General features: G+C 69.9%; 24 protein-coding genes. 16 read left to right on the top strand and 8 right to left on the bottom strand.

Going from position 1 to position 22,991, the window contains the following annotated elements:
* Positions 1 to 14: 14 nt before the first annotated feature.
* Entirely contained in the window at positions 15 to 905 is an 891-nt protein-coding gene (gene mca, locus DEJ29_RS04335; RefSeq protein WP_027464504.1) for a mycothiol conjugate amidase Mca, read from the top strand.
* Entirely contained in the window at positions 902 to 1,207 is a 306-nt protein-coding gene (locus DEJ29_RS04340; protein WP_111096025.1) for a hypothetical protein, read from the top strand. The genes mca and DEJ29_RS04340 overlap by 4 nt, the downstream gene beginning before the upstream one ends.
* A gap of 202 nt (positions 1,208 to 1,409) precedes the next feature.
* Here DEJ29_RS04340 and trhA read toward each other — a convergent pair whose 3' ends face one another.
* The gene (gene trhA, locus DEJ29_RS04345; RefSeq protein WP_258376037.1) at positions 1,410 to 2,123 is read right to left on the bottom strand and encodes a PAQR family membrane homeostasis protein TrhA; all 714 of its coding nucleotides are present in this window, start codon (positions 2,121 to 2,123) and stop codon (positions 1,410 to 1,412) included.
* Between the two features lie 96 nt (positions 2,124 to 2,219).
* On the opposite strand from trhA, the gene DEJ29_RS04350 reads away from it, so the two are divergent.
* The 3 genes from DEJ29_RS04350 (at position 2,220) to phoH2 (ending at position 6,082) form a co-directional block, all read left to right on the top strand.
* Positions 2,220 to 3,005, top strand: coding sequence for an isoprenyl transferase (locus DEJ29_RS04350; protein ID WP_111096032.1), 786 nt, complete (start codon positions 2,220 to 2,222; stop codon positions 3,003 to 3,005).
* A gap of 84 nt (positions 3,006 to 3,089) precedes the next feature.
* Entirely contained in the window at positions 3,090 to 4,199 is a 1,110-nt protein-coding gene (locus DEJ29_RS04355; RefSeq protein WP_111096023.1) for an aminotransferase class V-fold PLP-dependent enzyme, read from the top strand.
* A gap of 521 nt (positions 4,200 to 4,720) precedes the next feature.
* Positions 4,721 to 6,082 carry an RNA 5'-3' helicase PhoH2 gene (gene phoH2, locus DEJ29_RS04360; protein ID WP_181438288.1) on the top strand — a complete coding sequence of 454 codons (1,362 nt, stop codon included), beginning with the start codon at positions 4,721 to 4,723 and terminating at the stop codon, positions 6,080 to 6,082.
* A gap of 93 nt (positions 6,083 to 6,175) precedes the next feature.
* Here phoH2 and DEJ29_RS04365 read toward each other — a convergent pair whose 3' ends face one another.
* The 5 genes from DEJ29_RS04365 to xseA all read right to left on the bottom strand — a co-directional run bounded on the left by DEJ29_RS04365 (position 6,176) and on the right by xseA (position 10,561).
* Positions 6,176 to 7,579, bottom strand: coding sequence for a class II fumarate hydratase (locus DEJ29_RS04365; RefSeq protein ID WP_111096022.1), 1,404 nt, complete (start codon positions 7,577 to 7,579; stop codon positions 6,176 to 6,178).
* Between the two features lie 126 nt (positions 7,580 to 7,705).
* Entirely contained in the window at positions 7,706 to 8,320 is a 615-nt protein-coding gene (locus DEJ29_RS04370; protein ID WP_027464510.1) for a carbonic anhydrase, read from the bottom strand.
* A 56-nt stretch (positions 8,321 to 8,376) separates the two neighbouring features.
* Entirely contained in the window at positions 8,377 to 9,012 is a 636-nt protein-coding gene (locus tag DEJ29_RS04375; RefSeq protein WP_110864396.1) for a DUF4245 domain-containing protein, read from the bottom strand.
* Positions 9,009 to 9,254 (bottom strand): exodeoxyribonuclease VII small subunit, encoded by a 246-nt coding sequence (locus tag DEJ29_RS04380; RefSeq protein ID WP_017886728.1) that lies wholly within the window; start codon positions 9,252 to 9,254, stop codon positions 9,009 to 9,011. The genes DEJ29_RS04375 and DEJ29_RS04380 overlap by 4 nt, the downstream gene beginning before the upstream one ends.
* A 71-nt stretch (positions 9,255 to 9,325) precedes the next feature.
* On the bottom strand, positions 9,326 to 10,561 hold the full coding sequence (gene xseA, locus DEJ29_RS04385) for an exodeoxyribonuclease VII large subunit (RefSeq protein ID WP_111055645.1): 1,236 nt from the start codon (positions 10,559 to 10,561) through the stop codon (positions 9,326 to 9,328).
* Between the two features lie 126 nt (positions 10,562 to 10,687).
* On the opposite strand from xseA, the gene DEJ29_RS04390 reads away from it, so the two are divergent.
* On the top strand, positions 10,688 to 11,752 hold the full coding sequence (locus tag DEJ29_RS04390; RefSeq protein ID WP_502866887.1) for a 4-hydroxy-3-methylbut-2-enyl diphosphate reductase: 1,065 nt from the start codon (positions 10,688 to 10,690) through the stop codon (positions 11,750 to 11,752).
* The gene (locus DEJ29_RS04395) at positions 11,749 to 12,495 is read left to right on the top strand and encodes a DUF6264 family protein (RefSeq protein WP_111096021.1); all 747 of its coding nucleotides are present in this window, start codon (positions 11,749 to 11,751) and stop codon (positions 12,493 to 12,495) included. Before DEJ29_RS04390 ends, DEJ29_RS04395 begins: the two co-directional genes overlap by 4 nt.
* A 450-nt stretch (positions 12,496 to 12,945) precedes the next feature.
* On the opposite strand, the gene DEJ29_RS04400 is transcribed toward DEJ29_RS04395, so the two are convergent.
* Positions 12,946 to 14,205 (bottom strand): M18 family aminopeptidase, encoded by a 1,260-nt coding sequence (locus DEJ29_RS04400; RefSeq protein WP_111029591.1) that lies wholly within the window; start codon positions 14,203 to 14,205, stop codon positions 12,946 to 12,948.
* A 105-nt stretch (positions 14,206 to 14,310) separates the two neighbouring features.
* Entirely contained in the window at positions 14,311 to 15,339 is a 1,029-nt protein-coding gene (gene fbaA, locus DEJ29_RS04405) for a class II fructose-bisphosphate aldolase (protein WP_017886723.1), read from the bottom strand.
* A gap of 159 nt (positions 15,340 to 15,498) precedes the next feature.
* On the opposite strand from fbaA, the gene glpX reads away from it, so the two are divergent.
* From glpX to DEJ29_RS04450, 9 genes are all read left to right on the top strand, one after another.
* The gene (gene glpX / locus DEJ29_RS04410; RefSeq protein WP_017886722.1) at positions 15,499 to 16,488 is read left to right on the top strand and encodes a class II fructose-bisphosphatase; all 990 of its coding nucleotides are present in this window, start codon (positions 15,499 to 15,501) and stop codon (positions 16,486 to 16,488) included.
* Between the two features lie 83 nt (positions 16,489 to 16,571).
* On the top strand, positions 16,572 to 17,468 hold the full coding sequence (locus DEJ29_RS04415; RefSeq protein ID WP_111038843.1) for a hypothetical protein: 897 nt from the start codon (positions 16,572 to 16,574) through the stop codon (positions 17,466 to 17,468).
* Positions 17,469 to 17,575: 107 nt separating this feature from the next.
* Complete coding sequence (locus DEJ29_RS04420; RefSeq protein WP_284174091.1) at positions 17,576 to 19,054, top strand: GH-E family nuclease; 1,479 nt, start codon at positions 17,576 to 17,578, stop codon at positions 19,052 to 19,054.
* A 9-nt stretch (positions 19,055 to 19,063) separates the two neighbouring features.
* Complete coding sequence (locus tag DEJ29_RS04425; protein ID WP_111094718.1) at positions 19,064 to 19,834, top strand: ankyrin repeat domain-containing protein; 771 nt, start codon at positions 19,064 to 19,066, stop codon at positions 19,832 to 19,834.
* Positions 19,831 to 20,376 carry a suppressor of fused domain protein gene (locus tag DEJ29_RS04430; RefSeq protein ID WP_111094719.1) on the top strand — a complete coding sequence of 182 codons (546 nt, stop codon included), beginning with the start codon at positions 19,831 to 19,833 and terminating at the stop codon, positions 20,374 to 20,376. The genes DEJ29_RS04425 and DEJ29_RS04430 overlap by 4 nt, the downstream gene beginning before the upstream one ends.
* A 30-nt stretch (positions 20,377 to 20,406) precedes the next feature.
* Positions 20,407 to 20,907 (top strand): hypothetical protein, encoded by a 501-nt coding sequence (locus tag DEJ29_RS04435; protein WP_284174092.1) that lies wholly within the window; start codon positions 20,407 to 20,409, stop codon positions 20,905 to 20,907.
* 3 nt (positions 20,908 to 20,910) lie between these two features.
* The gene (locus DEJ29_RS04440) at positions 20,911 to 21,462 is read left to right on the top strand and encodes an RNA 2'-phosphotransferase (protein ID WP_111094721.1); all 552 of its coding nucleotides are present in this window, start codon (positions 20,911 to 20,913) and stop codon (positions 21,460 to 21,462) included.
* 194 nt (positions 21,463 to 21,656) lie between these two features.
* The gene (locus tag DEJ29_RS04445) at positions 21,657 to 22,223 is read left to right on the top strand and encodes a PoNe immunity protein domain-containing protein (protein ID WP_220037325.1); all 567 of its coding nucleotides are present in this window, start codon (positions 21,657 to 21,659) and stop codon (positions 22,221 to 22,223) included.
* Positions 22,224 to 22,402: 179 nt separating this feature from the next.
* A complete protein-coding gene (locus DEJ29_RS04450; protein ID WP_111094723.1) occupies positions 22,403 to 22,978 on the top strand; it encodes a hypothetical protein in 576 nt (191 codons plus the stop codon).
* Positions 22,979 to 22,991 lie beyond the last annotated feature (13 nt).

Consider the following 22,991-nt stretch of genomic DNA (forward strand, 5'->3'; position numbering starts at 1 on the left):
GTGAGGAACCCCACGTGCCCTACCGTCTGCTGGCCGTCCACGCCCACCCCGACGACGAGTCGAGCAAGGGTGCCGCGACCGCCGCGAAGTACGTGGCCGACGGGCACCAGGTGCTCGTCGTGTCCTGCACCGGTGGCGAGGCCGGCGACATCCTGAACGACCAGCTCGGCGAGCCGGCCACGAGCCGTGCCCACCGTGACATGGCCGGGTACCGCCGCACCGAGATGGCCGCGGCGCAGCAGGCGCTCGGCATCGACCACGTGTGGCTCGGGTACCACGACTCGGGGCTGCCCGACGCCGAGAAGGGCGAGACGGTCCGGCCGGGCACGTTCTCCACGGTGCCGCTCGAGTACAGCACCGAGGCCCTCGTCCGCGTGATCCGCCGGTTCCGCCCGCACGTGCTCGTCACCTACGACGAGAACGGCGGCTACCCGCACCCCGACCACATCCGCACGCACGAGGTGTCGATGGCCGCGTGGTCCGCCGCCGCCGACCCGTCGGCGTACCCGTCCGCCGGTGCCCCGTGGTCGATCGCGAAGCTCTACTACGAGCGCACGATGAACCCGCGCCGCTTCAGCACGATCTTCGAAGCCCTGCAGGAGCGCGACCCGGACAGCCCCGCGATCGAGCAGCTGCGCGAGTGGGTCGAGCGGTTCGCCGACCGGCCCGACCTCGCCACCACCCACGTCGACGTGCACGAGTACTTCGACCAGCGTGACGCCGCACTCCGCGCGCACGCCAGCCAGGTCGCACCGGACAGTGCCTTCTTCTACTGGCCGAACGACCTCCTCGCGACGGTGTGGCCGACCGAGGACTACCAGCTCGTGGAGGCACGCGTGCCGACCGAGCTCCCGGAGACCGACCTGTTCGCCGGGATCCCAGCCGACAAGGAACCGACCTCGTGAGCACCATCGCGGCGGCACTCGCCGCCACTCCCAGCCCCAGCCCCTCGGTCGTCCCCGACGTCGACGTCACCCCGGGTGTCGTCGGGTTCATCGCGATCGCACTCGTCGCCATCGTGACGATCCTGCTCGTCGTGGACATGACCCGGCGCATCCGCCGCACCCGCTACCGTGCCGAGGTGCGCGAGCGCCTGGAGGCCGAGGCGAACGGCACCGCGAGCGACGGTGCCGCGACGGACGATTCGGAGCGGCGTGCGGCCGAGGACGGCCGGGCCGACGTCGGCGACGACACCGAGCGCGGCTGACGCGACTACAGGGCGGCTGACGCGACTACAAGGCGGACTGGAGGCCCGTGGCGGTATCGCCACGGGCCTCCAGTCCGCCTTGTGCGCGCCTACCGGAACCGGGCGTACCTGGTCGAACCGGGCGTACCTGGTCGGAACTTCCTGGTGAGTACGCCCGGAACCACCAGGCATCGCACCCGTTCTGGGAAGGAACGTGCGACGGTCAGCGCACCGGGTCCAGCGCGACGATGAGCACGCCGACCCACTGCGCACCGAAGGCCACAACGGTCAGGGCGTGGAACACCTCGTGGAACCCGAACTGCGTCGGCACCGGGTTCGGCCGCTTGAAGCCGTAGACCAGGGCGCCGATGATGTAGGCGACGCCGCCGGACAGGATGAGCACGGTCATCGGCACGCTCGCCGCGAAGAACTGCGGCAGCAGCCCGAGGGCAGCGCACCCGAGCACCAGGTAGATCGGGACGTACAGCCAGCGGGGCGCGTTGATCCAGAGCACCCGGAACGCGATGCCGAGCGCTGCGCCCGACCACATCACCCAGAGCACGACGACCATGAGCGTGTGCGGCAGGGCGCAGATCGCGACGGGTGTGTAGGTGCCGGCGATGAGCAGCAGGATGTTGGTGTGGTCGATGCGCTTCAGCACGGCCTTCACCTTCGGCCCCCACGGGAACCGGTGGTAGGTCGCGGAGACGCCGAACATCGCGAGCGACGTCGCCATGAACACCGCGCTGCCGACCTTCGCCGCGGTGCTGTCGGCGAGGGTGATCAGGACGATCCCCATCGCGATCGCGAACGGGAACGCACCGAGGTGGATCCAGCCGCGCCAGGCCGGACGGGGTTCGGCGGGGGACGCGGTCGCCGACGCCTCTTCCGTGAACGGGACGTGGGGGAGTGTTCCGGTCTCGTGCTCGTCCTGCATGGTCCCGACCATAGGGCCTGACCCCGAACGACAGCCACGTGTCCGCAGAGCGGGAGCCTCAGGGATCCGGTGTCGGTGGTGCACTACGCTCGGTGCGTGACCGGGACGGCGGGATGGACAGGGCGAGGGATCCTCTACCGCGCCTACCAGCGCCGGATCCGCCGCCAGCTCGAGGGGGCAGCGAAGCCCAAGCACGTCGCCATGATCGTGGACGGCAACCGCCGCTGGGCGAAGCAGCTCGGGCTCGAGTCCGCCGCACACGGCCACCGCGCCGGCGCCGCGAAGATCCCGGAGTTCCTGACGTGGTGCGACGACCTCGGCATCGAGGTCGTGACGCTGTACCTGCTGTCGGCCGACAACCTGACGGGTCGTGGCGGCGAGGAGCTCGAGGAACTCGTGGGGATCATCGCCGACCTCGCCGGGGTCCTGGCCGACAACCGCGACTGGCGCGTGCAGCACGTCGGGTCGAACGAGGGGCTGCCGGACAACCTGGTGACCGCGCTCGAACAGGCCGAGCAGCGCACCGCCGGCCGCCCCGGCCTCCACGTCAACCTGGCCGTCGGGTACGGCGGCCGCCGTGAGATCGCGGACGCCATGCGCAGCATCGTGCAGGCGCACGGCGCGGGTGGCGGCACCATCGACACCCTGGCCGAGGTCCTGACGCCGGAGCTCATCGGCGACCACCTGTACACGCAGGGCCAGCCCGACCCTGACCTGGTGATCCGAACCTCGGGCGAGCAGCGGCTGTCCGACTTCATGCTGTGGCAGAGCGCGCACAGCGAGTTCTACTTCGTCGAGGCGTTCTACCCGGACCTGCGCGAGGTCGACTTCCTCCGGGCGGTCCGCGACTTCGGGCTCCGGTCGCGTCGCTTCGGCGGCTGACCAGCCACCTCCCGCACCGGGTTCGTCGGCGGAGCCGCGTCCCAGTAGGCTCTCAGGGTTCAACCCTGTGAAAGGTGCACCCCTGTGAACATCGACGAGTACGCCGCCGGCTTCTCCGAAGACCCCGGTTACCTCGACCACGCTGCGTTCGGCCCCGTGCAGACCGCCGTGCTCGAGGAGCAGCGTGTTCTCGGCACGATCCAGGCACACATGCGCTTCGGTGCGATGGAGACCCTCGACGAGCAGGACGCCCGCGTCCGCGCCGTCGCCGCGCGCCTGGTCAGCCGCCGCGAGGACCAGGTCGTCTCGCAGGCCGCGACGACACCCGGTCTGCTGCACACCGCCTTCGGCCTGACCGGTGGTGTGCTCGTGTCCGCCGACGAGTACCCGTCGCTGCCGCTCGCCCTGGCCAGCGCCGCCTCGGCCACCGGCGGCCGGGTGCAGCCCGTCGTCATCGAGTCCGGTGCCGGCTGGGTGACGCCCGAGCTGATCCGCGAGCGCCTGACCGACGAGGTGACCGCGGTCGCGGTGTCCCTGGTCGACTGGCGCACCGGCTACCTGACCGACCTCGCCGCCATCCGGGAGGTCATCGGCGACCGCCTGCTCATCGTCGACGCCATCCAGGGGTTCGGCGTCGTGGACGCCCCGTACGAGGTCGCCGACGTCGTCGCCACCGGCGGGCAGAAGTGGCTGCACGCCGGGTGGGGCACCGGGTTCGTGGCGTTCAGCGACCGTGCGCTGAACCGGATCCGTCCGGCGCTGTCCGGCCCGCACGGCACGTCCGGCTGGCCCACCGAGGTCCCCGCGGTGCGTCCGGGGGCCGCCGGGTTCCAGATGTCCCGCATCGACCCGGTCGCACAGGCCCGGCTCGCGGTGTCGCTCGAGCGCCTCATCGCGGTCGGCGTCGCCGCCGTGCAGGAGCGGGTCACCGACCGCGTCGAGCGTGTGTTCGCCATCGCCGACGAGTTCGGGCTCGAGGTCGAGTCCAGCCGCGACCCGGCCGAGCGCGCCGGCATCGTGGTGCTCCGGCCGACGCAGGGTCGTGTGACGGCCCTGTCCGCCGCGATGCACAACCACGGCGTCACCGCGACCACGCGGCTCGGCGTCGCGCGGGTGTCCGTGTTCCCGTCGACCACCGACGAGACCCTGGACATGTTCCGCGACGCCTGCGTCTCGTACGCCACGATGCAGTAGAAGCGGCGCGGCTGCTGCGCTTGCTGCTTCCCGTCCGCGGCCCGCGAGCGGTCAGGACACCCCGCTCACGTCCGCCGAGTGGTCACCACCTGTCGGTTGGCGCCGTCGCACCCGACGGTTCGTGACCACTCGGCGCTGCGCGCGCGACGATTCGCGACCAACGGACGGCCTGGAGGCGCGGTGCCAGGCCGCCACGGGCCTCCAGTCCGGAGTCCGCGAGCGGTCACGGCACCCCGCTCACGTCCGCCGAGTGGTCACCACCTGTCGGCCGGCGCCGCCGCACCCGTCGGTTCGTGACCACTCGACGCCACCGCCGCGCGCGGCGTCGCGAGCCGCGCTCGCGTTGTTCACGCGACCGTAACTCCGGAAACCGCGTGTCGCTGTCGGGGTGTCGGGCGCCGGACGTACGTTGTCCCCATCGGGCACCGCGCCCGATCGAAGCGGCCACAGTCGGTGCTTCGGGACCCGCTCCGTGGCCGCGTTCGAGGACAGGACCGGGCCCGTCGCGGCCCGGGGATGGAGTGGTCGTGACCTCTCAGAACGTCTCTCGCGGAGCACAGCAGCAGCACACCGCGGACTCGTCCACATCGGTCGCCCAGCGCACGTACGTGCTCGACACATCGGTGCTCCTCAGCGATCCGCGGGCCTTGTTCCGCTTCGCCGAGCACGCCGTGGTCCTGCCCGTGGTGGTCGTCAGCGAACTCGAGGCGAAGCGCAACGACCCGGAGATCGGGTACTTCGCCCGGCAGGCCCTCCGGCTGCTCGACGAACTGCGCATCGAGCACGAGCGGCTCGACTTCCCGATCGCGATCGGCGACGGCGGCTCGTTCCGCGTCGAACTGAACCACTCCAACCAGTCCGTCCTGCCGTCGGGCCTGCAGCTCGGCGACAACGACTCCCGCATCCTCGCCGTCGCGTCGAACCTCAAGAACGACGGACTCGACGTCGTGGTCGTGTCGAAGGACCTGCCGCTCCGGGTCAAGGCGTCCTCGATCGGCATGGCGGCGGAGGAGTACCGCGCCGAACTCGCGGTCGACTCGGGCTACACCGGCATCGCCGACCTGCAGGTGTCCGGCGAGCAGATGTCCGACCTGTACGAGAAGGAGGAGATCCGGTCCTCGAAGCTCGACGGCGTCCCGGTGAACACCGGCGTCGTCATCCACTCCGAACGCGGATCGGCCCTCGGCCGCGTGCACGTCGCCGGCGCCGTCGCACTGGTGCGCGGCGACCGCGAGGTCTTCGGCCTCCGCGGGCGCTCGGCCGAGCAGCGGCTCGCCATCGACGCGCTGCTCGACTCCGAGATCGGCATCGTCTCGCTCGGCGGCAGCGCCGGCACGGGCAAGTCGGCGCTCGCCCTGTGCGCCGGACTCGAAGCGGTGCTCGAACGGCAGCAGCACAAGAAGATCATGGTGTTCCGGCCGCTGTACGCCGTGGGCGGGCAGGACCTCGGCTTCCTGCCCGGCGACGCCGGCGAGAAGATGAACCCGTGGGCGCAGGCCGTCTACGACACCCTCGGCTCGGTGGCGTCGGACAACGTCCTCGACGAGGTGATCGAGCGCGGCCTGATCGAGGTGCTGCCCCTGACGCACATCCGCGGCCGCTCCCTGCACGACGCCTTCGTGATCGTCGACGAGGCGCAGTCGCTCGAACGGAACGTGCTGCTCACGATGCTCTCCCGCATCGGTCAGAACTCGCGGGTCGTGCTCACCCACGACGTTGCGCAGCGCGACAACCTGCGGGTCGGCCGGCACGACGGGATCGCGTCGGTCATCGAGCGGCTCAAGGGGCACCCGCTCTTCGCGCACGTCACGCTGACGCGGTCCGAGCGCTCCGCGATCGCCGCCCTGGTCACGGACCTGCTGGACTCGCCCGACCTGGTGTAGCGCGCGTCGAGCCGCCACCTGACGAACGGGAGGCCCGGTGCCAGCTGGCACCGGGCCTCCCGTCCGTCCTGGGGGTGCGTCAGGAGCGTCGCGTCAGTTCGGGTGGGTCATGCTCAGGACGTCGAGCGCCTCGTCGAGCTGCGCCTCGGTGACCTCGCCGCGCTCGACGTGGCCGAGGGCCACGACGGCTTCGCGCACGGTGATGCCCTCGGCGACGGCGTACTTCGCGACCTTCGCCGCAGCCTCGTAGCCGATGACCCGGTTGAGCGGGGTGACGATCGACGGTGAGGACTCCGCGAAGGCGCGGGCACGCTCGAGGTTCGCCTGCAGGCCGTCGATGGTCTTGTCCGCGAGCACGCGCGAGCTGTTCGCCAGCAGGCGGATCGACTCGAGCAGCGCCGTGCCCATCACCGGGATGGCGACGTTGAGCTCGAACGCACCCGAGGCGCCGGCCCAGGCGATGGTGGCGTCGTTGCCGATGACCCGGGCGCCGACCATCAGGGTGGCCTCGGGGATCACCGGGTTCACCTTGCCGGGCATGATCGAGGAGCCGGGCTGCAGGTCGGGGATGTGCAGCTCGCCAAGGCCGGTGTTCGGACCGGAGCCCATCCAGCGCAGGTCGTTGTTGATCTTCGTCAGGCTGACGGCGAGCACCTTGAGCGCACCGGAGGCCTCGACCAGGGCGTCACGCGCGCCCTGCGCCTCGAAGTGGTCGACGGCCTCGGTGATCGGCAGGTCGGTGTCGCTCGCGAGCTGGGCGATGACCCGCTGCGGGAAGCCCTTGGGGGTGTTGATGCCGGTGCCGACCGCGGTGCCGCCGAGCGGGACCTCGGCGACGCGGGGGAGCGTCGCCTGCACCCGCTCGATGCCCAGGCGGATCTGGCGGGCGTAGCCGCCGAACTCCTGCCCGAGGGTGACGGGCGTGGCGTCCATCAGGTGCGTCCGGCCGGACTTCACGGCGTCGGCCCAGAGCGTGGCCTTCGCTTCGAGTGACTCGGCGAGGTGCTCGAGGGCGGGCACGAGGGTGCGGAGCAGTGCCTCGGTCACGGCGACGTGCACCGAGGTCGGGAAGACGTCGTTCGACGACTGCGAGGCGTTGACGTGGTCGTTCGGGTGCACCGCCGAGCTCGCGATGTCGGACGCCAGTGTCGCGAGCACCTCGTTCATGTTCATGTTCGACGACGTGCCGCTGCCGGTCTGGTAGACGTCGACCGGGAACTGGTCGTGGTGCTGGCCGCCGATGATCAGGTCGGCGGCGCCGGCGATGGCGTTGGCGACGGCGGGCTCGACGATGCCGAGTTCACCGTTCACGATGGCCGCCGCCCGCTTGATCCGCGCGAGCGCCACGATCTGTGCCGACTCGAGCCCGGTGCCCGAGATGGGGAAGTTCTCGACGGCGCGCTGGGTCTGGGCACGGTAGAGCGCCGACTTCGGCACCCGTACCTCGCCCATGGTGTCGTGCTCGATGCGGAACTCGGTCGGGGTGGTGTCGGTCACGTCGTCGTGGTCCTTCCTGGGGTGCTCGCCGGTCGCGGTCGCGCCGGCCCGTGCCTGCGCCCCGGGGTCGCCGGGGCGGTCGTCGTCGGGGTCGCTCTTCGTCTGGCTCGGTCGTCGTCGGGTCGATCAGACCTGGCCGACGACGGTGTCGATGGTGACTTCTCCGGTGGCGAGGTCGTACGTCGCCCCGACGACGGCCAATCTACCCTCGGCCACGGCGTCGGAGACCGCGCCGGAGCGCTCGATCACCTGGCGGAGGGTGGCTTCGAGGTGCGCGGCGCCGACGGCTTCCTGCGGGAGCTCGGCGTCGGTGAGTCGGACCTTCTCGACGCTCGGGGCGATCGCGTCGACGAGGGCCTGCAGGTGCGGGGCGGGGACGGGCTCACCGGATCGGGCTGCCGCGACCGCACCGCACCGGGTGTGCCGGAGCACGACGACCAGGGGCGTGCCCAGGGCGACGACCGCGAACTCGATCGAGCCGAGCACGACGTCGTCGACGATCTGGCCGGCGTTGCGGATGGCGAACAGGTCACCGATGCCGGCGTCGAAGACGTGCTCGAACGGCACCCGCGAGTCCGAGCAGCCGAGGACGGTCGCGAACGGCGACTGCGATCCTTCGAGCTCGGTGCGGCGGTCCGGGTCCACGCGGCCCATCCGGCGCTTGTCGGCGGCGAAGCGGGCGTTGCCGTCGACCAGCAGGCGCAGGGCGTCGGACGGGGTGGAGGCGGCGCGGTCGGGCATGGGGCTCCTCGGTTCGGGTGGGACGGGGTGGTGACTGGCGGGGCGGTGCCCGTCGTCTACTCGGTCAGTTCTCGGGAGACGGCGGTCGCGACGGTCCGGAACGCCTTGTCGTCGGCGGTGCCGGAGAGCACGATCGTGTTCTTGCCGAACGTCGAGACGAGCGAGTACGCGTGGTTGCCGGCATCGGTGCCCTCGGCGCGGCGGTCGTAGACGGTCCACTCCGTGTCGCCGATGGTGCGGTCACCGGTGGACGGGCGCTGGTCGAGCTGGTTCGACACCCACGAGGCGTTGGCGTCGATGCCCTGCTGCAGACCGAGGTACTGCTTGTCCGGCGTCACGAAGCCGACGGTCCAGACGTCCACGCCGTCGGTGGTCTTGCTGGCGAAGTCCGCGCGGTTGGCGCTGTAGCCGTCGGGCAGCGGCGGCGCCACCAGGGTGACGTCGTCGACGTTCGCCTTCGCCGCGATCTGCTGGTAGTCGACGGTGCGGTCCACCGTGGTGTCGGGCCGGACGACGACCGCCACCAGGAACAGCACGATGCCGAGCGAGGCGATGAGCGCGATGACCAGGTTGAACGCGGTCTGGTGCTGTCGGCGGGCGGTCCGGGCGGCGTCCTTGCGGGCCCACGTCTCCTCTGCCGTCTCGGGGCGACCGAGCTCGGCGACGATCGGGCGGCCGTCGGCGTCGGTCATCGGCCGGAGCCGTCCTGGGCGTCGCTGGCGGCACGGGCCGCGTCGAGCCGAGCGCGGGCGCCGACGAGCCACTCTTCGCACCGGGCGGCGAGGGCTTCGCCCCGCTCCCAGAGCGCCAGCGAACGCTCGAGGGTCGCGGAGCCCTGTTCGAGCTCGCTCACGACGCGCACGAGTTCGTCGCGGGCCGCTTCGTAGCTCAGCGACTGGACGTCGGTCTGCTCGGGTTCCTGCTGGGATGGCACGGGTCGATCCTACCGAGCGTCCACCGACGATCCGTCGCCCGGACCCACGCTGTGGAGAACACCCGCGGTGGTCAGGAGCCGTCCGGGCCGGGGCCGTCCGGTTCGAGCGTGCCCGTGGCCGTGCCGGCACCGAGCGTGACGTGCACCGGCGTCGCTCCGGACAGGTCGTCGGTGCCGCGGACCACACCGCCGTCGGCACGCTGCACGATGGCGTACCCGCGGCGCAGGGTGTCGCGCGGCGAGAGTGCCCGGAGCCGCGCGGTCAGGTGCCCGACCTCGGAGTGCCCGCGCTCCAGTCGGCGGTCGAGCAGTTCGCGGGCGCGGGACAGGTCGCGGGCGACCTCTTCCGCACGGGTGTCGACGAGCCACGCGGTCGACGCCAGGGCCGGGCGCGACCGCAGCGCGGCGAGCCGGTCGGCCTCGACCGACAGCGTGTGCGAGAGCCGGAGCCCGAGCCGAGCGCGGGCTGCCCGCACGTTGGCGAGCTCCTCGGCGACGTCGGGCACGACCCGCTTGGCGGCGTCCGTCGGGGTCGAGGCACGGAGGTCGGCGACCTCGTCGAGGATGGGGCGGTCGGCCTCGTGGCCGATCGCCGAGACGATCGGGGTCGACGCCGCGGCCGCCGCACGGACGAGCCCTTCGTCGCTGAAGCCGAGCAGGTTCTGGAAGTCGCCGCCGCCGCGCGCGATGATGATGACGTCGACCTCGGGGTCGGCGTCGAGCTCGAGGATCGCCGCCGTGACCTCGCCCACGGTCCGTTCGCCCTGCACGGCGGTGTGCACGGTGCGGAACTCCACCTGGGGCCACCGCAGCTGCGCGTTCCGCTTGACGTCCTTCTCGGCGTCGGAGTCCTTGCCGGTGATGAGGCCGATGCGGTGCGGCAGGAACGGCAGACGCTGTTTCCGGGACGGGTCGAACAGCCCTTCCTCGGCGAGGGTGCGGCGGAGGCGCTCGAGGCGTTCGAGCAGGTCACCGAGCCCGACGTGCTTCATCTCGACGACCTGCATGGTCAGCGAGCCGCCCTTGACCCAGTAGTTCGGCTTGAGTGCGGCGACGACCCGGTCGCCCTGCTTGATGTCCGCCGGCACCCGGGAGCGCACGCTCGACCAGATGGAGAACGACACGGTGGCGTCGACCTCGACGTCCTTGAGCTTGCCGTACACGTTGCCGCCGGCGACGTTCCACTGCGTGATCTCGCCCTCGACCCACGCGGTGCCGAGCCGGTCGATCCAGTCGCGGAGCTTCGCGCCGAGGAGCGCCACCGGCCACGGGTTGTCGGCCGTCGGCGGGCCCTGTTCGATCGCCATGTCGCTCCTCGTCCTGCTGGGACGTCCATCGTGCCCGAGACCGGTGACAGGCGACGCACGTCGTGTTCTCCACAGGCACTCCGCGCGCCCAGGTCGCGTGCGTGCCGCTCACCTATCATCGGGGACGTGACGATCACCAACGGCCACACGGTCCCGCTCGCCCCGCCGCGTGTGCACGCGGCACGGGGTCGACTGCGTGACGAACCGGTCGCCGGCCCCAAGAAGGTGCTGCTCGCGGCCCCCCGTGGTTACTGCGCCGGGGTGGACCGTGCGGTCGTCGCGGTCGAGAAGGCGTTGGAGCAGTACAGCGAGCCCGTCTACGTCCGCAAGCAGATCGTCCACAACGTGCACGTGGTCTCGACGCTCGAGCAGCGCGGTGCCGTCTTCGTCGACGACGTGGCCGAGGTCCCCCGGGGTTCGCACGTCGTCTTCAGCGCGCACGGGGTGTCGCCGGCCGTCGTCGCGGGTGCCGCCGAGCGCGACCTGCACGCCATCGACGCCACCTGCCCCCTCGTCACCAAGGTCCACCGCGAGGCCACCCGGTTCGCCAAGGCCGAGCGCACCATCATCCTGATCGGCCACGCCGGCCACGAAGAGGTCGAGGGCACGATGGGGCACGCCCCGGACCGCACGATCCTGGTGAACGGCCCCGACGACGTCGCCGCACTGTCGGTGCCCGACCCGGACAACCTCGTCTGGCTGTCGCAGACCACGCTCAGCGTCGACGAGACGATGGAGACCGTGCGGCTGCTGCGCGAGAAGTTCCCGGCCATCCAGGACCCCCCGTCGGACGACATCTGCTACGCCACCCAGAACCGCCAGGTCGCGATCAAGAAGGTCGCGCCCGGCGCCGACCTGGTGATCGTGGTCGGCTCCGCGAACTCGTCGAACAGCGTCCGCCTCGTCGAGGTCGCGCTCGAGCACGGTGCCCGCGCCGCCCACCGCGTCGACTACGCGGAGGAGATCCAGCAGGAGTGGCTCGACGGTGTCGAGACGGTCGGCGTGACGAGCGGTGCGTCCGTTCCGGAAGAACTCGTGGCCGAGGTGCTCGAACAGCTCGCCGACGCCGGCTACGCCGCCGTCGAAGAGGTCGTCACCGCGCACGAGGACCTGATGTTCTCGCTCCCCAAGGAGCTCCGCACCGACGCCTCGGGCAACCCGACGCGCGCGCTCGGCGGGCGTCGGGCATGAGCGGCTCGGACGGCTGGTCCTCGGTCCCGCGTCGCGACCCGGCGAACCACGGCGACGCCGGCGCTGGTGCCGGCCAGGAGGCCCGGGGTGCGTCCGCGACGTCAGCCGCTGGTCCCGCGAACGGTCGGCCCCAGGGCCGTCCCGCCCCCGGGTACGGCGAGTACGCACCAGAGGGTTGGGTGAACCCGGTCCTCGTCGAGCAGGAACGCCAGGAGCGGGAGCGTCAGGCACGGGAGCGGCAGGACCAGGCCCCCGCCACCGGGGTGCGCGACGCTGCTCCGAGCGACGGCGTCCGCGGTGAACGCGCCGGTGCGGACGCTCGATCCGGTGCAGTCCCTGCCGGGGCGCAGCGGTCGATGGCCCGCAGCCGGTTCGGTCGCACGCCGGCCGACTTCGTGCTCACCGTCGGGCTGCTCGCCTTCGGGCTGGTCTCCGTGGTGCAGTCCCTGTCCGTGGGCGAGGTCGCCTCGACCGTGCGGCGCACCCTCGAGACCCAGTACACGGCGCTGAACGATCCGAGCGCCCTGAGCACGGCCGCCGCCATCGCCGCGATCACCAACGTGGTCGTCTTCGCCCTGGTCGCCTGGTGGTCGATCCTTCGGCTCCGCGCACGGAAGCGGACGTTCTGGGTGCCGCTGGTCGGCGCGGTCGTCGCCACGGCGATCAGCACGATCGCGTTCGTCGTCGTGGTCATGCAGGACCAGGCCTTCGTCGACTTCATGCTGCGACAGTCCGGCGCCTGACCGCCTGACCGCCTGACCGCCTGACCGCCTGACCGCCTGACCGTCGGGCTGCTCGCGGCGCCGGTCTCCGCGCGTCGTCGGGCTGCTCGCGGCGCCCGCCTCCGCGCGCCGAGTGGTCGCAACACGCCGCGGCCCCGCCGTCGAGTGGTCACGAAGTGTCGTCTGGCGCCGGCGCAATCGACAGTTCGTGACCCCTCGGCCCTGCGCGTGCGGGGAGTCGCGACCTCTCGGCAGCCCGTCCGTCGGCCAGTCGCGTGCCGGTGTCCCTCCGGCGAGCTTCGTCAGCCTCGCGGGCGAGCGCAGCAGCCACCGCCGAGTGGTCGCAACACGCCGCGGGCCCGCCGTCGAGTGGTCACGAAGTGTCGTCTGGCACTGGCGCGAGCGACAGTTCGTGACCCCTCGGCCCTGCGCGTGCGGGGAGTCGTGACCACCCCAGCCAGCAGCCGGAGGTCAGCCGGCCAGGAACGCCGCGACCGCTCCGTGCAGGGCAGCCAGGTCGTCGACGTGCACGAGCTCCCGGATCGAGTGCATCGAGAGCAGCCCGACGCCGATGTCGATCGTCGGGATCCCGAGCCGGGTCGCCGCGATCGGGCCGATGGTCGAGCCGCCGGGGATCGTGTTCACGTTGACGAACGGCTGCCACGGCACACCGGCGGTCTCGCAGGCGGCGGCCCAGACGGCCTCGCCCTTCGCCTCGGTCATGTAGCGCTGGTTCGCGCTGATCTTCAGCAGCGGTCCGGCCCCGGGGCGCGGACGGTTCGTCGGGTCGTGCTTCTCCGGCTGGTTCGGGTGCACCAGGTGCCCGGCGTCGCTCGACAGCAGCCACGACGCACGGAACGCCCGGGCTGCTTCGGAGCGGGTGGCGCCGAGTCCTTCCTGCACACGGCCGAGGACGTCCTCGAGGAACGGACCACCGGCACCGGACGGCGTCGACGACCCGATCTCCTCGTGGTCGAACGCCGCGAACACCGGGATGTGGTCACCGTCGGTCGGAGCGTCCACGATGCCCCGGAGTCCGGCGTGCACGCTCGTCAGGTTGTCCATCCGGCCGGACGCCAGGAACTCCCGCTCGATGCCGATCCGGGCCGGCGCCTGGGTGTCCGCGAGGAACAGGTCCCACGACACGGCGCCCTCGCCGAGCCGGGCGAGCAGCCACTCCACGACGGAGGTCCCACCGGCGTCGCCGTCGACCCCGACGATCGGCAGGGTGTGGCGCTGGCGGTCGATCTCCTTGCCGTCGTTCACCCCGCGGTCGAGGTGGATGGCCAGGTTGGGGATGCGGGCGACGGCATCGGTGCTGACGAGCCGCACGCTGCCGTCGGCGTCGACGACCCGGCCGGCGATCCGCAGGTCACGGTCGAACCAGGTCGACAGGAGCGCGCCGCCGTAGACCTCGACGTTGAGCTGCTCCCAGCCCCCGGTGCGCACGCCGGGGTTCGGCTTCACGCGGAAGCCGGGGGAGTCGGTGTGGGCGCCGAGGATCCGGAACGGCGTCGTCGGGACGGCACCGTCGGGCAGGCGCCACGCGATGACGGCGCCGTCGCGGACCACCACGTACGCACCGGGTTCGGTCGGCCAGGCGTCGAGCTCGGACAGCTCGGTGAACCCGGCTGCGACGAGACGGTCACGGGTCGCCGCCGCCGCGTGGAACGCGGTGGGCGACTCGGTGACGAACTGGGCGAACTCGGAGGCGATGGCGTCGACGGTCACCCGCCCATCGTGGCACGGGGTGGAGGCGACCCGACGCAGAACGAGGCGCGTCCGTCGGACGCACCCCGTTCCTCCAGGCCGGTGCACCCGACCGGACGGACCTGCTCAGCCCTTGGCGTGGCCTGCCGAGCCGAGGACCTTCGCGGCCTCGACGACGCGGGCGGCCATGGCGGTCTCGGCGACCTTGCCCCAGGCGCGGGGGTCGTACTGCTTCTTGTTGCCGACCTCGCCGTCGATCTTCAGGACACCCTCGTAGTTGCGGAACATCGAGTCCGCGATCGAGCGGGTGAACGCGTACTGCGTGTCCGTGTCGATGTTCATCTTGATGACGCCGTTGCGGACGGCCTCGTGGATCTCGTCGTCGGTCGAGCCGGAGCCGCCGTGGAAGACGAGGTCGAGGGGGTTCTCGCCGGTGCCGTGCTTCGCCGCGACGGACGCCTGGATCTCGCCGAGGAGCTCGGGACGGAGCTTGACGTTGCCCGGCTTGTAGACGCCGTGCACGTTGCCGAAGGTGAGCGCCGCGATCCAGCGGCCCTTGTCGCCCAGACCGAGCGCGTCGACGACCTTCTCGACGTCGTTCGGGGTGGTGTAGAGCGCGTCGTTCGTGCCCTCGTGCTGGACGCCGTCCTCTTCGCCGCCGACGACGCCGATCTCGACTTCGAGGATCGCGTTGATGTTCCGCGTCTTCTCGATCATGGTCTTCGCGATCTCGATGTTCTCGTCGAGCGGCACGGCCGAACCGTCCCACATGTGCGACTGGAAGATCGGGTTGCGACCCTGCCGGACCTCTTCCTCGCTCGCCGCGATGAGCGGCAGGACGAAGCCGTCGAGGGCGTCCTTCGGGCAGTGGTCGGTGTGCAGCGCGACCGTGATGTCGTAGTTCTTGGCGACCTCGTGGGCGAACTTCGCCATCGCGAGGGCACCAGCTGCGCGGTTCTTGATGGTGTGGCCGGCGAAGTAGTCGGCACCGCCCGTCGTGACCTGGAGGATGCCGTCGGAACCGGCTTCCTGCAGGCCCTGGAGGACCGCGTTGATGGTCTGCGAGGAGGAGACGTTGACCGCGGGGTACGCGAACTTGCCCGCCTTCGCGCGTTCGATCATCTCGGCGTACTGTTCCGGCGTTGCGATGGGCACGTGGATCTCCTTCGACTTCAGTGATGTCCCCGCCGATCGTAGTCAGAAGCTCTGGAGGCGCGGTCCGGGTTACGCGGTCGGCTCACGTCCGGCGTGCACATGCGTGCACGGGCCCGGTGTCCGGACCGTCGGTCGGCCGCCGGTCGGTAGGCTCGGGTCGTGACTCCCACGACTGAGACCGGCTCCCTGTTCCTCCAGCCCGACCGCAACCTCGCGCTCGAGCTCGTGCGTGCGACGGAGGCCGCCGCGATCCGTGCGCAGCCGTGGGTCGGGCGTGGTGAGAAGAACCTCGCCGACGGCGCCGCGGTCGACGCGATGCGCAAGTTCCTCGGCACGGTGAACTTCGACGGTGTCGTCGTCATCGGCGAGGGCGAGAAGGACAACGCCCCGATGCTCTACAACGGCGAGCACGTCGGCAACGGTCACGGTCCGGCATGCGACATCGCGGTCGACCCGATCGACGGCACCTCGCTCACCGCCGCCGGCCGCCAGAACGCCATCTCCGTGATGGCCGTCTCGGACCGTGGCTCGATGTACGACCCCTCCGCCGTCTTCTACATGGACAAGATCGCCGCCGGCCCCGAGGGTCGCGGTGTCCTGGACCTCGAGAAGCCGATCGGCGACAACATCCGCGCGCTGGCGAAGGCCAAGGGCAAGGACCTCGAGGACATGGTCGTCGCCGTGCTCGACCGCCCGCGCCACGACGAGCTGATCCGCGCCATCCGCGCGACCGGTGCCGGCACGCGACTGCTGCTCGACGGTGACGTCGCCGGTGGCATCGCCGCCGCACTGCCCGGCTCGACGATCGACATGTGCGTCGGTGTCGGCGGCACCCCCGAGGGCATCATCACGGCGTGCGCGATCAAGGCGCTCGGCGGCGTGATCCTCGGCAAGCTCCAGCCGAAGGACGACGAGGAGCGCGAGCGCGCCATCGCCGCCGGCCACGACCTGGACAAGGTCCTCGACCAGGACGACCTGGTCACCGGCGACAACACGTTCTTCGTCGCCACCGGCGTCACCGACGGCGTGCTGGTCGACGGTGTCCGTCGTTCGCGCGGCGTCATCCACACCGACTCGCTCGTGCTCCGCTCGCGCTCGAACACGATCCGCCGCATCCAGGCGGACCACCGTGCGGAGAAGTGGTTCTAGGCCGGACGATCGTCCGCCGCTTCGGGGCGTCGCCGGTCTTCCGGCGGCGCCCCGTTGTACGAGCCCTTGCGTAGGCTCGACGCATGACTGCGACAACGGCACGGATCGTCGGACTGGACACCGCGGGCATCCGCACGCTGCACGCGGAGGCGGACGGCACGGCCGACCGGCTGCCGCACGTCGTGCCGGTGGCGCCCGACCTCGGCGTGATCCTGGCGGACGAGGACGGTGCGATCCTCACCGCGCCGGCGCTCGCCGAGATGGGCTGGGCGGACGACGACGTCCTGCGTGCAGCCGTCGCCGCCGCGCAGGAGCAGGCCGGAGGCGACGTGGCGGTGATCCAGCCCGGCACGATCGTCATCCAGGACCCCGACCTCGCCGTGGTGCTCGTGCTCGCACCGCAGGCGTTCCAGGGGATCGAGTTCCGCGGCAGCGCAGTGGTCTTCCCGGTTGCGCCGACGACGTTCATCGTCACCGGCGACCAGGACGAGGACGGGCTCCAGGTCGCGGCCGGTGTCGCCCAGCAGATCCTGGCCGACGACGAGGGCGAGGTCCTGAGCGGACCGCCCATGGTGCTGCGCGGTGACGGGTGGGTGCGGTTCGAGCACCCGTCGCTCGACGGCGAGCTCCGGACGATCCGCGCGCTCTGGACGGCGACCGCCGCGAACCTGCAGCAGGACGCCCTGCAGGAGTCGTTCGACCGGCGGGGCGAGGACGTCCACGTCGGTGCGGTCTCGGTCGCCCGGCTGGCCGAGGACGACCCGGCCTTCTCGTACTCGTCGTGGACGGAGGACGTCGAGACCGTCGTCGCCGCGGTCGACACGATCGTGCTCGTGACCCTCGACGGGCAGACGCAGCCCGTGCCGTTCGGTCGGCTGCGGGAGCTGGCCTCCGGGTTGATCGAGGAACTCGAGGTCCGCCCGACGCGCTACCGGCTCCGCGGTTTCCCGGATCTCGAGTCGGTCCGCGCGGCCCTCTGACGGGTCGACCCCGGTCGGTGGCACTCGTCCCCGTCGCTGCCCCCTGATATGGTCACACTCGCGCGCTTGTGGACAACGGCGCGAGAGATCGGACCTGGGGAGGAATGATGGGGCGACCGTCGGGGTGGGACGTTGTCGATCAGGGTGATGATCCGGTCAAGGGTGATCCGTCGACGTTGCGGATGATGGCGCGGGAGTACCAGCGCATCTCCGACGCGGCCGACGACGCCTCGACCCGGCTGAAGTCGGTGAAGGGCTCCGGGTGGCTGACCGACTGGGAGGGTGAGGCCGCTGATGTGTTCGTCGACGCGATCGAGGACACCCCGTCGGACCTGACCAAGCTCGTCGATTCGTACGAACTCGCCGCGACGGCGTTGTCGGGGTGGGCTGACACGGTCGATGACACCCAGTACCGGGCTGATGGTGCGTTGGCGGATGCGAAGGACGCCACCGGGGACCTCGCCGCGGCGCAGGACCGGTTGGCGGATGCGCAGTCGACGTTGTCGCACTACGAGTCCGCGTCGAAGGACCTGTCGAAGGTTGCGGACGAGTACCCGGCGGGTTCCGACGTGCCGGACGGGGTGGATGTTCCCTCGCCGGCGCAGTTGCGGGCAGCATCCGACAACGCGTCCGTCGCGCAGGGGTCGGTGTCGTCGGCGCAGGGGGACATCTCGGCGGCGCAGTCGCGGATCGATGCGGCCAAGCGGCTCGTGGCGGATGCGAAGGGTGACTGGCAGGACGCGGAGCAGCGGACCGCGACGAAGATCGGTGAAGCTGCGGACGCGGGCCTCGGGAAGCAGTCCACGTGGGACAAGATCTTCGGGTCCGAGGCGTGGGAGACCATCGTGTCGGTGGCGAAGGTCGTCGTGGCGGTGGGTGGGATCATCGCGATGATCATCCCGGGGCCGTGGACGTTGGTCATCGCGGCGATCGCGCTCGTGGTGTTGGCGGACACGTTGTACAAGATGAGCAAGGGCGAAGCCGACGGGTGGGACCTCGCGTTCTCCCTGCTCGACTGCGTCCCGTTGGCCAGCGGTCTGGGACGAACCGCGGCGATCGCGCGGGTAGCTGGCAAGCTCGCAAGCGCTCCGAAGGTGGTCGCCGCCTCGACGAAGGCTGTCGAGACAGGCACGAAGATCAGGAGAACGCTGCGGGACGTCTCCCCAGAACTAGCCGCGCGTGTGCGCGCCAACCCGGCCGTCCGGAGCAGAGTTCAGCTGCGGAAAGACACCAAGTTGGCGATCATCCGGGACGCAGAGCGGACCCCCGACGGTGACATCCTTTCCGGTACCGGTACCGGTACCGTCATCCCGATCAAACGGACGCCGGAGGGGCACCCTGTGCTGCATGATCCGAAGACGGGTCGTCCGTCTGACACCGGCATGACTGTGCCGGAGGCCGGAGCGGTGCATTACGGGCACCGCCCTGGCCACGAGTGGAGCGAGACCCGCATTCATGCCACGGAGAACGGGTGGAGTCGACGGCGCGTCATCGAACACGAGAACGATCCGAAGAAGTTCCGACTCGAGGATCCTGACGAGAACATGTCACATGCGCACGAGGCCGGACGCGGAAGCGCTGGATAGAATCAACCGATGAGCACTGCAACCGACAGTTCTGCTTTCTGGGACGCGATCACGGCCGACGATCCGAGGGCGATCGCGAGGACAGCAGCTGAAGGTTTCGAAGCGTCGGCAGCGTCACGAGTGAACCCGGATGCCATCACGCCGCTCCACTTCGCCGCTCAGAACGGTGCGGTGCAAGCGATGCGAGCGCTCTTGGACCTCGGGGTGGAGGTAGACGCGCGGGATCGATGGGGGTCGACGGCTCTGCAACTCGCAGTAGCCAACTCGGGTGACGGCGGAATCGATCCGGTGACCCTCTTGCTCGCTGCCGGAGCCGATCCCTGCTCCGTCAACGACCTTGGCGCGACCCCGCTGAGCTACGCTCGAATCCTTGCGGACGCGCCCGCCGGTCTCATCACCGCGCTGCACCGAGATCGGGCGGTCGATGAGGACGAGGGGGATGGATCAGTCGTGTTTGAGGCCGCTGCGCGCGGGTCACTCGCCGATATTCAAGCGGCGGTTCGAGCCGATCCGGCCGTGCTTAACTCGACGGTAGATGGGGAGACCCCGCTTCGTCTCCTCGTCCAACGTGCTCTTCCTGTGCGACCAAATCGACCCAACCCGCACCCGCTCGCTGTGGGCGACGCGGTGTCGGGTGCAAATGCGATGTTGAGTGCCGGAGCCAAAGCCCGCAAGGTTGGTGCAGACGGCTTCACCGCTCAAGGGTTCGCGCGAGCATTCCTGGCGCCGAAGCCCCTGATCAAGACCCTTGACGCAGCGGCCAAGAAGGAGCGTGCATGACCCTGCCACGTGTTGTGCAAGACGTAGGATGGATTGCCTCGTTCCTCGGAGCCGACGTCGGTGCTGCGCAGCAGGTCGGCGAGGTCGATGGGATCGACCTTCTGGCGATCTCCGGCCCCAAGGAACCGTTCGTCGTGGTGATGTCCGCGGGATTGGCTGAGCGTCCGATCGCAAGCATGTTTCCCCAAGAACTCCTCGTGACAGTGCAAGCTGACCACTGGGAAGGCGCGCTCATTCTGCTGCAGACCGCGTTGGAAGTCGCCCTTGAACGCGGGCGCGGGTTCAGCTACGGCGATCTGGTCGGAAACAGCGAACCGCTTCTCATCGGAACGCGCATCTCGGGCTTGATCGCCGATGTCAACCCGTGGCTCCCGGCAGAGTCAGCGACGCGTCGTGATGGCCGTGAAGTGCAGACCACGTTCGTCTCGATGCTCCCGCTGACTGACGAAGAGCTCGAGACGCTCACGCGCACACCAGAGACTGAGCGCGATTCGGAGCTCGGGAAACTCGATGATCGGGATCTCTTGAACCTCAAGCGCTGATGAACTTCGGGAAGCCGGAGCGGCCGAGGTTTGGACAGTGCGCTGAGGTACGAACTGGTCGAAAGCGAAGCCAGCCGGGTCTCACGACCTCCCGAAGCTCACCGGAGGGCCACAGTGAGGGAACGTCGACTAACAACCGTTGAGGAACGGCAAGTCGAGGCGCTCTTGATTGCGCCCGAGGGATTTCAGTACCCCGAGCGCTTCCAACGTGCCCTTGCACAAGACCCGCTTCCCGACATCGATCCCTTCATGTGGACGTCTGAGGACGAGAACCAAACAAAAAACTGGGTTGACATCGTTGGGGAGCAGTATCCGGCCCGTTCCCTCGTTCCCTTCGCAAAGCAGCAGGACACAGACGATGTGTTCTGCTTTGACGGTGGCGACCATTCGGGCAACCCTCCCGTGCTGATCATCCACACGTTCGCTTCACCCGGGACGGAGTACCGGGGTCAGTGGACATCCTTCGACGTCTGGTGGGAGGAGATGGAGGAGCATCGGGCAGCGTGGCTCACGGAGCAGGAAGAGGACTGAGACATGCCTCGTACGGACACGTCGATCAGCAAGGCGATGTCGCACGCGTTGCGGCACGAACCGGGTGCGTACGGACTGGAGCTCGACGCTGACGGGAGCGTCCCGCTCGCAGACCTCGTGGACGCCTTGCAGCGGGCGGGCGTGGCAGCGTCCGAGGACGATGTTCACCGTGTGGTGGTCGAATCCGACAAGCAGCGCTTCGCCGTCGAAGGCACCCGGATCCGTGCCCAGTGCGGGCACTCGATCGACGAGCGCATCGTGAAGCAATCGATCGTTCCGCAGCCGGTGCTCTGGCACGCAACTTCCCCCGCTGCGGCTGAGTCGATCCTGCGCGACGGGCTCTTGCCGATGGGGCGCCAGTACGCGCATCTGACGACCGATAGCGAGCTGGCTCTGCAGGCTGGGCGGCGCAAGTCCACCGCTCCCGTCCTGTTGCGAATCGATGCAGCTCGCGCCCACCTGGAGGGCGTGGAGTTCTCGGAGGGGCACGACCGGGTGACCCTGGCCTTGTTCGTTCCCGCTCAGTACATCTCGGCGGAAACCTCCCGATCCTGATGCCGCTGTTCCGACGGAATGCTGGGCTGCGCCAGCGGGCGAGCGAGTTCAACGGTCGCTACTGGCGGAGTGCCATCCAAGTCACCTCAACCAACTGGGAGGGGCGCAGGGCAGCGGTGCACCGAGCAACGGATCCGGAGAAGCGACTGAGGGCGTTGCGCGGCGAATGGCACATGGGCCTCAAGCATTTGGTCGTGCAGTACTCCGCAGGTGTCAGCGTCGATGAGATCGGCGATGTAGCCGAGTCCGTCGCGGCCTCGTACCGTGCTTGGGTCACTTGCGCGCTCTCCGATGCCGGTCCTTCGCCCCGCCTCAGCGACGGGAACGAGTACTACATCAGCATCTTGCAACTTCTCGGGATCACGACGGGCTGTGGTCGGGACGACAGCGCGCGGACGATACTCGAGTCCGTGATCAGGCAGGGCGCGGATCCGTTGTTCTCGGCTCTTGCTTCTGCACACCGGCTGGCCCTCCCCAGCGGATCCCCTGCGGCTTCGACGCCCAGGGTTGCGCGGCCTCTGCTGGAGGTTCTTCAACGGCCCGAAGAAGCGGACCGCACGATCCAGACCTATCTGACGGACTGGCCAACGCGTATGAAGTCGATGAGCTGGATGGGGTCCCTGGAACGGGTCAGACCCGGTGACTCGTACGGTCAAGGTTTCATCGGGTACTGGGCGATGGAACTGCCTGCGGTGGCCAGTGCCATCGATGCGCACCTCGACGACGTTCTGTCGCCCTTCCTCCCAGCGGATCTCTTGTGAAGTTCGACAGATCTTTGGTCGGGCAGCCCAGGTGAGGCAACGATAGGAACGAGTGTCGACGGGGCAATCGCGTGCACTCCTCCCAGCGAGACTCTCGGTGAAGGCGGTCAACTGGCGGTCGAGCAGTGCCCTGTCGCTGCGAAGGCTCCTGGTCGCGACACGAACGAAGGTGGTTCAAGGTGATCGACGTCGAAGTGCTCCGCACAGCGCTCGATCCGTCCTCGATGGACGTTCCGAAGCAGGTCCGGAACGCCTTCGAGAAGGCGGCTCGGGTGAAGTCGCTCGTCACGGTTCCGGGCGGGGCTGCGCTGATCTGGGGATCGGTGTTGATCGCGGTCTACGGGGACGCTCCCCGTGTGAGCACGGCGGCACGCGCGCTGCGCGTCCCTGACGAGGGTGTGTCCCACACCCAATGGACGAGGCAGCGTGGTGCCTACGCGGCGGTGGCATTCGCAGCCGCTCGCGACTCCGACCCACCATCGGTTGCGGCACGGACTGCCGGATGGACGGTGAGAGAGCCGTTGATGCAAGGGAAGGCGCTTCGGCACCACATCGACCGGTCCGCCGAGGAATGGGAGATGGACGAGTTCATGCCGGTTTCGGGGCACCTCGCCGCCTTCGCATCGGACATGGTGATCCTGGGGACCATGTGGCTGTTCGGCGGGTCTGACGCGTGGCCGATCGGGCGGATCGCAGCGGAGTGGGACCGCAACGCCGAGGCCGTCCGCGCGCTCCCCGGGTACTCCGACGCATGAGCCGTCGCCCCGA

The organism is Curtobacterium sp. MCPF17_021 (assembly GCF_003234605.2).
In the GTDB taxonomy this organism is placed as follows: domain Bacteria; phylum Actinomycetota; class Actinomycetes; order Actinomycetales; family Microbacteriaceae; genus Curtobacterium; species Curtobacterium flaccumfaciens.

What these genes read in the sequence shown, in the direction of transcription:
- DEJ29_RS04440 (WP_111094721.1), top strand. Translation starts at nt 20,911, where the DNA reads ATGCCTCGTACGGACACGTCGATCAGCAAGGCGATGTCGCACGCGTTG.
- xseA (WP_111055645.1), bottom strand. Translation starts at nt 10,561, where the DNA reads ATGGCGATCGAACAGGGCCCGCCGACGGCCGACAACCCGTGGCCGGTG.
- trhA (WP_258376037.1), bottom strand. Translation starts at nt 2,123, where the DNA reads ATGCAGGACGAGCACGAGACCGGAACACTCCCCCACGTCCCGTTCACG.
- DEJ29_RS04430 (WP_111094719.1), top strand. Translation starts at nt 19,831, where the DNA reads ATGACCCTGCCACGTGTTGTGCAAGACGTAGGATGGATTGCCTCGTTC.
- DEJ29_RS04375 (WP_110864396.1), bottom strand. Translation starts at nt 9,012, where the DNA reads ATGACCGACGCCGACGGCCGCCCGATCGTCGCCGAGCTCGGTCGCCCC.
- DEJ29_RS04370 (WP_027464510.1), bottom strand. Translation starts at nt 8,320, where the DNA reads ATGCCCGACCGCGCCGCCTCCACCCCGTCCGACGCCCTGCGCCTGCTG.
- DEJ29_RS04395 (WP_111096021.1), top strand. Translation starts at nt 11,749, where the DNA reads ATGAGCGGCTCGGACGGCTGGTCCTCGGTCCCGCGTCGCGACCCGGCG.
- DEJ29_RS04415 (WP_111038843.1), top strand. Translation starts at nt 16,572, where the DNA reads ATGACTGCGACAACGGCACGGATCGTCGGACTGGACACCGCGGGCATC.
- DEJ29_RS04425 (WP_111094718.1), top strand. Translation starts at nt 19,064, where the DNA reads ATGAGCACTGCAACCGACAGTTCTGCTTTCTGGGACGCGATCACGGCC.
- DEJ29_RS04420 (WP_284174091.1), top strand. Translation starts at nt 17,576, where the DNA reads ATGGGGCGACCGTCGGGGTGGGACGTTGTCGATCAGGGTGATGATCCG.